Source organism: Actinomadura sp. 3N407, assembly GCF_052245875.1.
Taxonomy (GTDB): domain Bacteria; phylum Actinomycetota; class Actinomycetes; order Streptosporangiales; family Streptosporangiaceae; genus Spirillospora.
Genome location: NZ_JBQQBP010000004.1, coordinates 569,001 through 582,422, shown reverse-complemented (window position 1 = coordinate 582,422; position 13,422 = coordinate 569,001). Strand labels below are relative to the sequence as shown.

General features: G+C 72.8%; 10 protein-coding genes. 4 read left to right on the top strand and 6 right to left on the bottom strand.

Going from position 1 to position 13,422, the window contains the following annotated elements:
* Positions 1-36 precede the first annotated feature (36 nt).
* A complete protein-coding gene (locus ACTWPP_RS13295; RefSeq protein WP_443104518.1) occupies positions 37-1,311 on the top strand; it encodes a helix-turn-helix domain-containing protein in 1,275 nt (424 codons plus the stop codon).
* Between the two features lie 22 nt (positions 1,312-1,333).
* Here the strand turns inward: ACTWPP_RS13295 and ACTWPP_RS13290 are convergent, their stop codons facing one another.
* The 4 genes from ACTWPP_RS13290 to pdxR form a co-directional block, all read right to left on the bottom strand.
* Positions 1,334-3,091 (bottom strand): fatty acyl-AMP ligase, encoded by a 1,758-nt coding sequence (locus ACTWPP_RS13290; RefSeq protein WP_443104517.1) that lies wholly within the window; start codon positions 3,089-3,091, stop codon positions 1,334-1,336.
* A 29-nt stretch (positions 3,092-3,120) separates the two neighbouring features.
* Positions 3,121-4,128 (bottom strand): acyl-CoA desaturase, encoded by a 1,008-nt coding sequence (locus tag ACTWPP_RS13285; RefSeq protein ID WP_443104516.1) that lies wholly within the window; start codon positions 4,126-4,128, stop codon positions 3,121-3,123.
* A 95-nt stretch (positions 4,129-4,223) separates the two neighbouring features.
* Positions 4,224-5,516 (bottom strand): lipase family protein, encoded by a 1,293-nt coding sequence (locus ACTWPP_RS13280; RefSeq protein WP_443104515.1) that lies wholly within the window; start codon positions 5,514-5,516, stop codon positions 4,224-4,226.
* A gap of 111 nt (positions 5,517-5,627) precedes the next feature.
* The gene (gene pdxR, locus ACTWPP_RS13275) at positions 5,628-7,034 is read right to left on the bottom strand and encodes a MocR-like pyridoxine biosynthesis transcription factor PdxR (protein WP_443104514.1); all 1,407 of its coding nucleotides are present in this window, start codon (positions 7,032-7,034) and stop codon (positions 5,628-5,630) included.
* 47 nt (positions 7,035-7,081) lie between these two features.
* On the opposite strand from pdxR, the gene ACTWPP_RS13270 reads away from it, so the two are divergent.
* Entirely contained in the window at positions 7,082-8,260 is a 1,179-nt protein-coding gene (locus ACTWPP_RS13270; RefSeq protein WP_443104513.1) for an MFS transporter, read from the top strand.
* A 72-nt stretch (positions 8,261-8,332) separates the two neighbouring features.
* Here the strand turns inward: ACTWPP_RS13270 and ACTWPP_RS13265 are convergent, their stop codons facing one another.
* A complete protein-coding gene (locus tag ACTWPP_RS13265; RefSeq protein WP_443104512.1) occupies positions 8,333-9,046 on the bottom strand; it encodes a hypothetical protein in 714 nt (237 codons plus the stop codon).
* A 189-nt stretch (positions 9,047-9,235) separates the two neighbouring features.
* On the opposite strand from ACTWPP_RS13265, the gene ACTWPP_RS13260 reads away from it, so the two are divergent.
* Positions 9,236-10,675, top strand: coding sequence for a hypothetical protein (locus ACTWPP_RS13260; protein ID WP_443104511.1), 1,440 nt, complete (start codon positions 9,236-9,238; stop codon positions 10,673-10,675).
* Between the two features lie 13 nt (positions 10,676-10,688).
* Here the strand turns inward: ACTWPP_RS13260 and ACTWPP_RS13255 are convergent, their stop codons facing one another.
* Positions 10,689-11,483 (bottom strand): IPT/TIG domain-containing protein, encoded by a 795-nt coding sequence (locus ACTWPP_RS13255; RefSeq protein WP_443104510.1) that lies wholly within the window; start codon positions 11,481-11,483, stop codon positions 10,689-10,691.
* A gap of 169 nt (positions 11,484-11,652) precedes the next feature.
* Here ACTWPP_RS13255 and ACTWPP_RS13250 point away from each other — a divergent pair, with 169 nt between their 5' ends.
* Complete coding sequence (locus tag ACTWPP_RS13250; protein ID WP_443104509.1) at positions 11,653-13,341, top strand: ExeM/NucH family extracellular endonuclease; 1,689 nt, start codon at positions 11,653-11,655, stop codon at positions 13,339-13,341.
* Positions 13,342-13,422 lie beyond the last annotated feature (81 nt).

Genomic DNA, 13,422 nt, shown 5'->3' with positions numbered 1-13,422 from the left:
CCTGGCGGCCCGGGTGTGCACTCTGGAGGTGACGCTTTGACCGAGCTGCATGTGAAACCCTCCGGCGGCATGTTATCGGCCCAGCCGTGGAGGGACGTCCCCCGGGAAGAGGCGCAGTGGATGCGGCCGCACCTTCCGGCTCTGGTCGACTCCATGGTCGAAGGGGTGCTGCAGCACGTTCCCGAGTACGGGCGGCGGGACGATCCCGTCTACATCGAGGTCCTGCGGCTCGCGGCGGAGCAGGGCATGGGGCACTTCGTCCGGATGATCGCCGACCCGGACGCGTCCTGGCAGGAGGTGCACCAGGTCTTCTTCGACATCGGATACGGGGAGGCCGTCGAGGGGCGCTCGCTGGAGCATCTGCAGAACGCGCTGCGGATCGCGTCCCGGACGGCCTGGCGGTACCTGTCGCGGGAGGCCGAGCGGCTCAAGAAGCCGCGCGAGCTGGCGATCTCGCTGACCGAGGTGAACTTCGCGTACCTGGACCAGCTGGCCTCCGCCGCCGCGCAGGGCTACGCGCGGGCGCGGGAGAAGGCGGCGGGCGAGCGGGAGCAGCGGCGCGGCCGGCTGCTGAGCCTGCTGCTGTCCGACCCGCCCGCGCCGAAGGAGATCGTCGCCGAGCAGGCGAACCTGGCCGGATGGGCACTGCCGGAGCGGCTGGCGGTGATCGTGCTGAGCCCGCGTCCCGGCAGCGGCGGGGAGGGCCCGGCGGGGCTGCCGCCGGGGCTGCTGAGCGGCCTGGACCGGGGGCGGCCGTGCCTGGTGATGCCGGACCCGGACCGCCCGGGCGGGCCCGACCGGCTCACCGCCACCCTCGGCGGGTGGACGGGCGCGGTCGGACCGTCGGTGCCCGCGGACAAGGCGGGCGTCTCCCTGCACTGGGCGCACCGGACCCTCGACCTGATGGCCGCCGGGCGGCTCGGACGGGCACCGGCCGCGGATCCCGGCGCGAACGGGAAGGCGCGGCGGCCCGGCCTCCTCGTCCACGCGGACCGGCACGTGCCGGACCTGCTGCTGCAGGAGGGCTGGACGCTCGCCGAGGCGGCGGCGCGGCGCAGGCTCGCGCCGCTCACCGCGCTCGGCCCGCACCGCGGCGGACGGCTGGCGGCCACGATGCTGGAGTGCCTCAGGCACGGCTTCAACGCGACCGACGCCGCCGAGGCGCTGCGCGTGCACCCGCAGACGGTCCGGTACCGGCTCGCGCAGCTCCACGAGATCTTCGACTACGACATCGAGGACCCCGCGCTGCGGCTGGAGCTGATGCTGCTGCTCCCCGTCTGGCTCCGCGAGGCCGGCGAGGAGCGGACGTAGTTCATCCGCCCTGGCGGGACGTTCATTCGCTCCTGATGGGAACCTCCGTCGCCGGCAGGGTCTCGTCGAGGTAGGCGAGGCGGCAGGCGGACCGCGCGATCTTCCCGCTGCTGGTGCGGAGGAGCCCGCCGGGCTCGATCAGCACGAAGTCGTGGACGCGCAGGTCGTGCTGCTGCTTCACCGCCGTCCGCACCGCCTGCGCCACCTCGCCCGGGTCGAGCAGCGCGATCGGCACCCGCCGGTTCCGCTCGGCGATCACGACGAGGCCCTCGGTCTCGCCGGTGTCGACGGACACGGCGCAGGTGTACTCGCTGCGGATCGCCTTGTGCGCGCCCGAGACCGTGAACTCGATGTCCTGCGGGTAGTGGTTGCGGCCGTCGACGATGACCAGGTCCTTGATCCGGCCGGTGACGAACAGCTCGCCCCGGTGCAGGACGCCGAGGTCGCCGGTGCGCAGCCACGGCCCGCCCGGCAGTTCGCCCGGGTCCTTGAGCTCGGCCTCGAAGGTCTCCCTGGTGGCTTCGGGACGCCCCCAGTAGCCCGCGGCGACGTTGGGGCCGTGCACCCAGATCTCGCCGACCCCGCCGTCCGCGAGCCGGTTCCCGGTCTCGGAGTCGACGATGACGACGTGCTGGCCGTAGGACGTCCCGCAGGCGATCAGCTGGATCGCGCTGGGCGCGCCGGCGGCGCACGGCTCGGCGACGCCGCGGCGGAGCCGCTCGTGGTCGAACGCCCGGCGCGTCGGCTCCCGGAAACGCGACGACGCCGACACGTAGACGGTCGCCTCGGCCAGGCCGTAGGCGCACACCTGCGCCTCGGGCTTCAGCCCGCAGTCCTTGAACGCCTCGTAGAAGCCGCTGAGCGTGCTCTCCCGGATCGGCTCGGCGCCGTTCATGAAGACCTGCACGCCGCTGAGGTCGAGGCCCTTCTTCTCGTCCTCGGTGACCTGCGCGGTGAGGTACTCGTAGGCGAAGTTCGGGCCGCCGGTGAACGCGTGGCTCTGCCCGCTGAGCAGCTCCAGCCAGCGGACGGGACGCATGATGAACGCGACCGGGTCCATGATCACGCCGGGGTTCCCGTACACGAGCGGCAGCGCGACGGTGGTGACCAGTCCCATGTCGTGGAACACCGGCAGCCAGTTCACCCCGGACGACTCGCGCGGGATGCCCTCGAACGTCCGCCACAGCTGCTCGGCGTTCGTCGCGAAGTTGCCGTGCGTGATGATCACACCGGCGGGGGTGCGGGTCGAGCCGGAGGTGTACTGCAGGTAGGCGACGTCGCCCGGGTCGATCGGCTCGGGCGTCCAGTCGAGCGTTCCGTCCACCTGGTCCGCGACGACGATCTCGGCGGGTTCGGGGACGGGGCCGCCGTCGATGAACGCCCTGACGTGCGGCAGCGACGCGCTCGTGGTGATCACGACGTCGGGTTCGGCGTCCCGGTAGACGGCGAGGAGCCGGTCACCGTGGCCGGGCAGGTCCGGCGAGAACAGCGGGACGCCGATGACGCGGGCGTACATCGCGCCGAGGAATCCGGTGACGTAGTGCAGGTCCTGCGGGGCGAGCAGCGCCACCCGCCGTCCCGGCCCGGTGGCGCGGCGGATCGCGGCGGCTATGGAGCGGGCGCGCCTGTCCAGTTCGCCCCAGGTGACGTGGAGGGCGACGCCGTCCGGGTCCGTCATGTAGTCCATGAACGTGTAGGCCCGGTCGTCGGGGAAGTCCTTGGCGAACCGGGACAGCCGCTCGATGAGGGGCGTCCGGTCGAGGGCGGGCAGTTCGGTCATGCTGCGTGGCTCCTGTACGGGGAGGCGGGTCAGGAGGAGACGGCGTCCGCGGCGCCTTTGTCACGGGAGGCGCGGTCACGGGAGGCGCGGTCACGGGGGAGGCGGCGGGCGGCGAGGCGCTCGTGGTCGGGCCATCGCACGTCCCAGACCCAGCCGAGCCTCTCGAAGATCCAGATGACGCGGGCGCTGATGTCGATCTGCCCCTTGAGGACGCCGTGCCGGGCGCACGTCGGGTCGGCGTGGTGCAGGTTGTGCCAGGACTCGCCGAACGACGGGATCGCCAGCCACCACACGTTGCGGGCCTTGTCGCGGGTCTGGAAGTCCGCCTTGCCGAACACGTGGCAGATCGAGTTGATCGAGAACGTGACGTGCTCGCCGGCGAACACCCGCATCAGGCCGCCCCAGAACAGCGCGGTGAGGGCGCCGTGCCAGGAGAAGGTGAGCAGCGCGCCGAGGCCCATCGGGACCAGGAAGGTGGAGAGGACGATCACGGCGTAGACCGGGTCGAGGGACAGGAACCGGATGTCCTTGTCCCTCAGCAGGTCCGGCGCGTACTTGCTGCGGGACGTCCTGTCCTTGCTGAACAGCCAGCCCATGTGGGCGTGGTACAGCCCCTTGGTGAGGCCCCGCACGCCCGGCCCGTACGCCCACGGCGAGTGCGGATCGCCCTCCTGGTCGGAGTACTTGTGGTGGCGGCGGTGGTCGGCGACCCACCGGACGACCGATCCCTGCATCGCCTGCCCGCCCAGGACGGCGAGCGCGATCCGCAGCCACCGCTTGGCCTTGAAGCCGCCGTGGGTGAAGTGCCGGTGGTAGCCGACCGTGATGCCGATCGCGTTGAGCGGATAGAGGAAGGCGAAGATGGCCACGTCCGTCCAGCCGAGTCCCCAGCCCCAGAGGAAGGGGACGGCCGCCAGCAGCCCGATGATCGGCGCGACCACGAACACCACGACCGCGATGCGCTCGGGCAACGGGACGGTGCCGGAGATGTCCGGCTGCGGGGTTCGGCTGCCAACGTCGGCGACGCCCGCTGTCATGTTCGGACTCCTTAGTGATTCGGGTTGCGGGGAGTCCCGCCACGGGATCCGGGCCGCCGGGTCGTCCGGCGGCCCGGCCCGCGGGCGGGGAGGGATCAGCAGTTGCCCTCGACGGGCTTGCCTCCGAACCGGTCACCGAGGAAGTTCGTCACGTCCCCGGCCGCGCCCCAGTCGGTGGTCAGGTGCTCGGTCGGGTAGTTGTTCTTCCATGTCGTGTTGATGCCGGCGTCGCAGTAGGCCTGTCGCGTGGCGTCCTCGGTCTCGTGCGGGATGATCTCCTCGAACCAGCCGCGGTACTGGAACACCGGGAAGCCGATCTCGTACTCGGCGCCCGAGGACGGGGGGCCGATGCCGACGCCGAGCTTCTGCCGGTCGACGAGTTCGCCCCACGTCACGCCGCCGGGGCCCTTCAGCGCGTAGATCTGCTCCAGCGACAGCCCGTCGGCGGAGAAGTCCTCGACCTTCGCGCCGAGGAACACCGCGAGCGTCCCGAACAGGCAGTGGGACCCCACGTCCTCGATGGCCTTCTCGCCCGCGTCGTTCATCAGCTCGGTGAACGGCATCTCCGGATAGGCGGCGTTCAGCCCGACGAGCGCGTCGGCGAGGAAGCCCGCGAACAGGCTGCCGTTCAGCTGCTTCGCGGTCAGCTTCAGGTCGCCTGGCACGCCGCCCGCCGCCGCGCCGACCACGTTCAGCTCCGGGGCGTAGGACGCGGCGAGCTGCGCGCCCCACAGCGCGGCGGCACCGCCCTCGGAGTAGCCGGAGATGCCGACGTCGCCGTCCGCCTTGAGCGTCCCGCCGGGGATCTGGCGGGACGTCCGGACGATGTCCAGCAGCGCGTGCCCCGCGTTGGCGCCCACCATGTAGGTGTGGACCTGCCCGTTCAGGTAACCGACGCCGTCGGTCGCGGCGACCGCGTAGCCGGCGTGCAGGAACAGCTGCAGGTTCGCGCCCTCGTACATGTCGACGTACTGTCCGGCCAGCTGCCTGGAGAACGCGCACTGCAGACCGGAGCCGAGCGTCCCGGGGTTGAACGCGACGGTCGGGCGGGAGCCGCCCTCCGCCCAGGGCGCGTCGGGGATCGCGACCGTCCCCGTCACCACGTTCCTGGCGCCCTTGACGTCCGTCGAGACGTACCGGACCTTCCACGCCTTCATCGGGACGTCGCCGGGGATGTTCGTCAGCTTCGCCGGGCGGCAGGCGAGCAGGTCGCCCGGGTTCCCCTGGACGGTGGCGGGCGGCGCCGCGTAGATCTCGGCGTCGGTGGCGTCGCAGCCGGGCGGCACGGCCGTGTCCCGGGGTGCGGCGATCGCCTGCGGCGCGGCGGCCGCGGGCACGGCGAGCGCCGCGCTCAGCACCGCGGCGGTGAACAGGCTACGAAGACGCATTCTCGCTCCAGGGGGCGGACCGAAACCGAATGCTGTCGACTGTGTCCCAGGGACCCGGACAGGCGGAATGAAGTCGCCTCACATGGTCGGCGGCGCGACTTAGCAATCAACTCAATAAACGAGAAGGTCGGCCACCGCCGCGATCCCGTCGCGGACGGCGGTCTCGCCGAGGTCCCCGAAACCGAGGACGAGTTGCGGAGGGCCGGCCGCGCCGGACGCCCGGTAGGTGCTCATGCCGTACAGGCCGACGGACCGTTTGCGCGCCGCGCCGACGACGTGCCGTTCGTCCGCCCCCTCGGGCAGGTGGGCGACGGCGTGGAAGCCGGCGTCCAGCCCCGTCAGCCGGACGCCGGGCGCGTGCCGGGCGAGCGCGTCCACGAGCGCGGCGCGGCGCCCGGCGTAGACGGGCCGCATGTGCCGCAGGTGCCGCCCGTACCGGCCGGACTCCAGGAGCGCGGCGAGGGCGAGCTGGTCGAGGACGGGTGAGCCGCGGTCGTCCAGCCGCTTGTCCTCGGCGACGGCCACGGCCAGCCCGGGCGGGCACATGATCCAGCCGAGCCGGACGCCCGGGGCCAGCGACTTGCTGACGGTGCCGATCCCGATGACGCGGTCGGGCGCCAGGCCCTGCACCGCGCCGACGGGCTCGCGGTCGTAGCGGAACTCCGCGTCGTAGTCGTCCTCGACGATGAGGGCGCCCCGCTCGCAGGCCCAGTCGGCGAGGGCGCGGCGGCGCTCGGGGGCCAGGACGACCCCGGTCGGCCACTGGTGGGCGGGGGTGACGATGACCGCGCGGGCCCCGCTCGCGTCCAGCGCGTCGACGTCGAGCCCGAGGGCGTCGACGGGCACGGGCACCGCCTCCACGCCGGCGCGGGCGGCGGCGGCCATGGTCGTCCCGTCGCCGTAGCCGGGATCCTCGAAGGCCACGCGGCGGACGCCCCTGCGGGCCAGGGTGCGCAGCACGATGTTGAGGCCCTGCGCGAACCCGGTGCAGACGACGATGTGCTCGCTTTCGACGACCGCCGCGCGGACCCGGCGCAGGTGACCGGCGAGGACGTCGCGCAGCACCTCGCTCCCGCGCGGGTCGCCGTAGCCGAGGTCGGCGTTCGACGCCGTGCGGGCGACCTCGCGCTGCGCCCAGCACCAGTCGCCGCGCGGGAAGGACGCCAGGTCGGGGACGCCGGCGGCGAAGTCGACACGGAGCCGGGGCGGCGGGGGTCGCGTGCCGGGCTCGGCCGGCCGGTGCACCCGGATCGGCGCGACCCGCGTGGCCGATCCCGCCCGGGTGCACAGGTACCCCTCGGCGGTGAGCTGGCCGTAGCACTCCTGGACGAGACCGCGGGAGACGCCGAGCTGCCGGGCCAGCTCGCGCGACGACGGCAGCCGCTCCCCCGCCTTCAGCCGCCCTCCGCAGATCGCATCACGCAGCCCGGTCTCCAGCTGGGAGCGCAGTGTCCCGGCGGCGTCCCGGTCAAGGGCCAGCAGCAGCTCCGGCGGTGAACCGGCCCACTCGATCGCCATGAAACTGGACCATACAGGAGGCCGGATCTGCCCATACGGTCGTGGGCATGAGCGAGACACTCGGGCGTCCGAAGACCACCCCCGGCGAGCGCCCGCGTCTGGTCGGCAGGCACCTGGCGCTGGTCTTCGCGGCGACGTTCACCACGCTGACGGGCCTGTTCCTGCTGCTGTCGGTCGTCCCGATGTACGCGGTCTCGTCCGGCGCGGGCGAGGTCGGCGCGGGCATGGCCACGGGCGCACTGATGCTCACCACGGTGCTCACCGAACTGGCCCTGCCGCGCCTGATGACGCGGTTCGGCCACCGTCCGGTGCTCGCGGCGGGGATACTGCTGCTCGGCCTGCCGCCGCTGGCGCTCATCGTCTCGGGACACCTGGCGACGATCATGGTCGTGAGCCTGGTGCGGGGTCTCGGCTTCGCGATCTCCGTGGTCGTCACGGGGGCGCTGGTCGCGGCGCTCGTCCCGCCGGAGCGGCGCGGTGAGGGCCTCGGCCTGTTCGGAGTCGCGGCGGGCGTGCCGTCGGTGCTCGCGCTGCCGCTCGGCGTCTGGCTCGCCGAGCACATCGGTTTCACGCCGGTGTTCATCGCCGGCTCCGCGGCGTCCCTCGCCGCGCTGGCGGCCCTGCCGGGTCTTCCGCGCAGGGCCGCGCCCCCGCCCGCGGCCGGGGAACGCCCGTTCGGCATCGTGGCGGGGCTGCGGTCCCCGGGGCTGCTGCGTCCCGCCCTGGTCTTCGCCGCGACGAGCATGGCGGCGGGCGTCCTGATCACGTTCCTGCCCGCCGCGGTCCCGGCCGGCGGCATCGCGGCGGCGGCGCTGTTCGTCCAGCCGGCCGTCACCACGGCCACCCGCTGGTGGGCGGGACGGGTCGGCGACCGGCACGGCGCCGGACGGCTGCTCATGCCCGCCCTGGCCGCCGCGGCGACCGGGATCGCGCTGCTGGCGCTGGTGCCGAGCCCGGCCGCCGTCTTCGCCTCAATGGTCCTGTTCGGCGCCGGGTTCGGGGTGGCGCAGAACGCCAGCATGTCGGTGATGTACGAGCGGGTGGCCCCTTCCGGCTACGGGACGGTCAGCGCCATGTGGAACATCGGCTACGACGGCGGCATGGGCGTCGGCGGCGCCGCGTTCGGAGTGGCCGCCGCCCAGACCGGCTACCCGGCCGCCTTCACGCTGACCGCCGTCGTCATGCTCCTCGCCCTGCCCCTGAGCGTTCACCGGCGGACGCGCTGAGCGGCCCGCCGGCGCGACCTCCCCGACCGCGGACGGACCCCGCCGGTCACGCCGCGGGAGGGCCGCCGCGTCTCAGCCGTGCGCGGGGCGCGGGGGTTCGGCCGACCGGGTCGGGCGGCTCCTGTCCGTGTGGCGCGGGACGTTGTCCGGGGAGCGCGGGGTGGTCTCGGCCGGCCGGGCGGGCTCGGCGCGCCGGTCGGGGCCCGCGTCGGCGTCCGCGTCGGCGTCCACGCCGGCGTCCGCGGGCAGGAGACCGGACGTCTCCAGGTAGTGGCGTCCCCGGGGGGTGAGGTCCCACGCGTTCTGCCGCCACTCCTTGCGGCGCCACACGACGCCCGCGGACAGCAGCTTGCGGCCGACGCGGCTGATCTCGGTCTCGTCGGTGCCGAGTTCGGCGGCGAGCTGCTGGTTGGACATCCCCTGGCGGCGGAACACGGCCAGCATGAAGCGGGCGGCGTGGCCGTCGGGCTGCAGCGCGAGCTGGAGGCCGGACGGGAGCCGCTTCAATGCCCAGTGGACGACGTCGATCAGCCCGAGGATGCGGCCGCGCTGCTCGCGCTGCGGGCCGTCGAGGGCGTTGACGTCCAGGTAGTGGCGGTGCAGCCACTGAAGCCCGTCCTGGCATTCGACCAGGGCGGGCTCGTCGGCGCTCAGCGACGCGTCGGTGATGAGCATGCCGAGCGCGCTGAAGTGGCCGTCGCTGATGACCTTCGCGTGTTCCATCGAGTCGATGAGGCGCCGGACCTCCGTCCGGCGGTCACGGGCGGAGTCGGTCATTGCGCTCATGGTCACACTCCCGGGTCGACGGGCACCGCCGGACATGTCCAGGGTGCGCTCTTGCCAAGTGAATGTCAAGTGACACAGACCGCGGTTCTGTAGCGGAGGACACTGAAAGCCGTGCGCGGTGGAGTTAGCATCGATCCACCACCCGTAACCGTGCGTGTCAATCCCCCGGGGGCGCTTATGACGGATCAGTTGGCTGCAGCCGCGTATCCGGCCGAACCAGCTGATCTCTTCGTCCAGCTCTACGACTCGATGCCGGACGACGCCTTCAAGAGCTGGACGGCCACGCGCTGGTACGCCGAGGAGCGGGTGCGGCGCAAGGCCGGCGAGATCGCCGACGGCGTGCTGGAGCACGGCGTCCTCGATCCCGCCGAGACCGCGCGGATCGTCTCGGTGCGCGGCGACCTCGGGCGGTTCACGATCCTGCTCGGGCTCGACATCGCGCTGGCCCACGCGAGCCCGTACGCGCCGTACCACGACGCCCCCGCGCTGGCCGGGGTCCTGGTCAACTACCTGACCGAGGGGAAGCTGAACGGCCCCGGGACGACGGGCGCGCTCCTGCCCCGGTGCGCGTTCCCCGGCCGGCCTCGCGGGACGCGGTCCAAGGCGGAGTTCTTCGGCGTCCACCGCGTCTCCCAGGCGGAGTGGGAGCGGATCGACCACGCCGTCCTGCCCGCGGTGAACGACCCGCACTTCAGCCGGGACGAGCCGGTCACGGTCGGCTGCGCGCCCGTCCTCGAGACGTTCGACGACGTCGACATCGAGTTCGAGGAGCGGCACGGGATGACCGTCTACCGGCTGCGCCCGATGGACTCGTCCGGGATCCGCAGCCGCATCAAGGCGATCGTCCGGCGGCTGGACGAGTCCGGCGCCCAGCTCGCCGTGATGCCGGAGGCGTCGCTGTCGGACGCGCTGCTGGAGCACTGGAAGGAGGTCGCGTTCGACACCGCCGGACGCGACCGGGACCGCCGCCCGCTGCGGTTCCTGCTGCTCGGCAGCGGCCCGCTCGGCGGTGAGGATCCGCCGCCGAACCGGGCCGTCCTCCTCGACCGCTGGACGGGGCAGGAGCTTCTCGTCCAGGACAAGCTGTCCGGTTTCACGCTCGACTCGGGGCAGATGAGGCTGTGGCGGCTGCCGGACGCGCCGCCCACCGGCACGGCCGTGGAGTACGCCCGGCCCGGCACGCGGATCGGCGTGCTCGACTCGTCGCTCGGCCGGCTCGCGGTGCTGATCTGCGAGGACCTCGGCCGGTCGATCGGCTGGGAACGCGAGCTGGAGGCATGCGGGGTGTCGCATCTGCTCGTCCCGATCTTCTCCAAGCCGATCCTGGAGCACCGCTGGGAGGACCAGGGCGCCGAGCGGCAGGTCGTGGGCCTCGGGAGCTGGGTGACGGTGTCCAACAGCCTCGCGGTCGGCGCCGCCATCCCGGACGAGGACCTGCCCGGCACCCGCTACACGTGCCTCGTCGCCGGCCCGAAGAGCCTGGACCGCAGCGCCTACGTGACCGAGCGGCAGTTCGGCGTCGCGCGCACGGGCGCCGAGCTCGGCCGCCTGCCCACGTCCGAGCTGCCCCGCGTGTTCCCCGGCGCCGCCTACGACGTCTGGCATCCCCACTGGCAGGACGCGAAGTAGGTCGCGAGCGGGGTCACTCGACGGTGAAGGGCTCCGGGCCGGTGACGCGGCCCGCCGGGGTCGTCACGACCGGAGGGCCCGTGGTGGCGCCCGGCGGAACGGCCGTCCGGATGAGCGTGTCCGTCGCGTCGGAGATGCGCGACTCGGCGGCGCCGAAGCGGACGGCGGTCGCGGAGGCCAGCCCGGTGCCGTGGACGGCGACCGCGGTGCCGACCGGGCCGCCCGCGGGTTCGATCGCGGTGATCCGGGGCGCGAGGGCCTGGTCGCGGCCGGGCGGCGCGGAGGCGAGCAGGGTGGAGAAGACGCTGCGGAGCTTCTCGGACGTCTCGCGGGAGAACAGCCCGACGAGCGCGGCGATGGCGGTGATGCCGTACGGGTTGATGTCGGACGCGCCGCCCGCGGGGGAGGTCAGGCCGCCGCGCAGGACGAGGTAGACGATCAGCCCGAGCAGCGCCCCGACGAACGGGAGCAGCAGGTACATCATCAGCCAGCTCCGGCGCAGCGCGCGGTTGCCGACGTACCAGTAGAACGACCGCAGGACGTGCACGGCCGAGCCGAGCGCTCCGGCGGCCATGACGATCACGAACAGGCTCGTCTCCCGGGACAGCGTGGGCGACCATCCGAGCAGCTCGACGGTCGTGGTCCGCGCGGGGATCTCGGTGCGGCCGTCGGGGGCGACCTTCGGTGCGGGCGGCCACGCCTGGACGAGGACGATCACCAGCACGGCGGTCAGGACGAGGAGGACGACGGCGGCGGCGACGATGTCGCGGGTGCGGGCGTACTCGGATCCGACCGGCGACTCGGTCACGGTTCTCCTTCTGCGCGGTGCCTTCTGCGCTGATATCGAGGGCGGGCCGGGCGGTGTTTCGTCATGTCCCGGTCAAGGGACACTCTCGATTCCGACAATCCATTGCAAATTGGTGGAGTCTTCATTAACGGTTCGCAGGTCGACGAACGCACGGCTCTACCCTCCGGCCATGCGCCGAACAGCAGCAGCACTCGCGACCGTCCTGACCGCCGGGCTCGCCGGCGGCGTCCAGACGGCCGCCGCGGCGGAGCCGTCCACCTGCGGCACCCCCGCCGACCACCAGATCGCCGAGGTCCAGGGCAGCGGCGACACGAGCCCCGTGAACGGGCGGACCGTCCGCGTCGAGGGCGTCGTCACCGCGGACTTCCAGCGATCCGACCAGCTCAGGGGCTTCTTCGTCCAGGACCCCACCCCCGACGCGGACCCGGGGACCTCCGACGGGCTCTTCATCTACTCGACGGCCGAGGTCGCGGAGGGCGACCGCGTCCTCGTGACCGGCAAGGCCGTCGAGTACAACGGGCTCACCGAACTGTCGCCCGTCACGGCCGTGGACGTGTGCGGGAAGGGCCGCGTGGCCCCGGAGCGCGTCCGGCTCCCGCTGCGGGGAGGCGCTGAACGGGAGCGGTACGAGGGGATGCTGCTGCGGTTCGGGCAGCGGCTCACCGCGACCGAGACCTACACGCTCGGACGGTACGGCGAGGTGAGCGTGTCGGCCGGCGGCCGCCTCTTCCAGCCGACCGACGGGCACGGCTCGACCCAGGCGGAGAACGACGCGCGGAGACTCCTCGTCGATGACGGGTCGAACGTCCAGAACCCGGACACGATCCCGTACACCGACCCGCGCGTCCTGCGGATCGGCGACTCGGCGTACGGGCTGACCGGCGTCCTCCACTACGGGTTCGGCGAATACCGCCTGCAGCCGACCAGGAAGGCACATTTCGCCAACACCAACCGGCGGCCGAACAGGCCCCGGCACGTCGGCGGCGACGTGCGCGTCGCCGCCTTCAACGCCCTCAACTGGTTCACGACGCTGAAGGAGCGCGGCGCCGACACGGCGGAGGAGCAGGAGCGCCAGGTCGCCAAGCTGATCGCGGCGCTCAAGGGCCTGGACGCCGACGCCGTCGGGCTCATGGAGGTCGAGAACAACGGCGACACCGCTGTGAAGGCCCTGGTCGACCGGCTCAACCAGGCCGTCGGCGCCGGGACGTACACGTGGGTGAAGCACCCCCACCCGGGGACGGACGCGATCCAGGTCTCGATCATCTACAAGCCCGCGAAGGTCACACCGGTCGGCGCCCCGCGGTCGTCCGAGGACCCGGTCTTCGACCGTCCGCCCCTCGTGCAGACGTTCAGGCCCGCCTCGGGCAGGACGCCGTTCACGATGATCGTGAACCACTTCAAGTCGAAGGGCTGCGGCGGCGCCACCGGCCCCGACGAGGACCAGGGCGACGGCCAGGGCTGCTACAACGCCCGCCGCGTCGCCCAGGCCGAGGCGATCAGCGAGATCGCGGACGGGTCGCGGAACCCGCTCGTCATCGGCGACCTCAACGCCTACGCGGCGGAGGACCCGATCGACGTGCTGACCGACGACGGTCTCGTCAGCCAGACCAAGCGGTTCGTCCGTCCCGACCAGCGGTACAGCTACGTGTTCGGCGGGCAGTCGGGCGAACTGGACCACGTCCTCGCCGGGAAGTCCCTGTCGCGGCGCGTGACCGGCACGACGATCTGGCACATCAACAGCGACGAGCCGGTGTTCCTGGACTACAACACCGAGTACAACCCGCCCGAGTTCTACCGGCCGGACGCGTTCCGCTCGTCCGACCACGACCCCATCCTGCTGGGGCTGCGGCTGCGCTGACCCGTGGCGGGCCGGCCGTCCGGAAAGTGGCGGCCGGCCCCTCGCGTACGACGATCACCAAGCGTATGATCCAGGTCACAC

Bases quoted from the DNA above. Each gene is read 5' to 3' on its own strand.
- ACTWPP_RS13290 (WP_443104517.1), bottom strand. From the start codon at position 3,091: ATGACCGAACTGCCCGCCCTCGACCGGACGCCCCTCATCGAGCGGCTG.
- pdxR (WP_443104514.1), bottom strand. From the start codon at position 7,034: ATGGCGATCGAGTGGGCCGGTTCACCGCCGGAGCTGCTGCTGGCCCTT.
- ACTWPP_RS13285 (WP_443104516.1), bottom strand. From the start codon at position 4,128: ATGACAGCGGGCGTCGCCGACGTTGGCAGCCGAACCCCGCAGCCGGAC.
- ACTWPP_RS13280 (WP_443104515.1), bottom strand. From the start codon at position 5,516: ATGCGTCTTCGTAGCCTGTTCACCGCCGCGGTGCTGAGCGCGGCGCTC.
- ACTWPP_RS13270 (WP_443104513.1), top strand. From the start codon at position 7,082: ATGAGCGAGACACTCGGGCGTCCGAAGACCACCCCCGGCGAGCGCCCG.
- ACTWPP_RS13250 (WP_443104509.1), top strand. From the start codon at position 11,653: ATGCGCCGAACAGCAGCAGCACTCGCGACCGTCCTGACCGCCGGGCTC.
- ACTWPP_RS13265 (WP_443104512.1), bottom strand. From the start codon at position 9,046: ATGAGCGCAATGACCGACTCCGCCCGTGACCGCCGGACGGAGGTCCGG.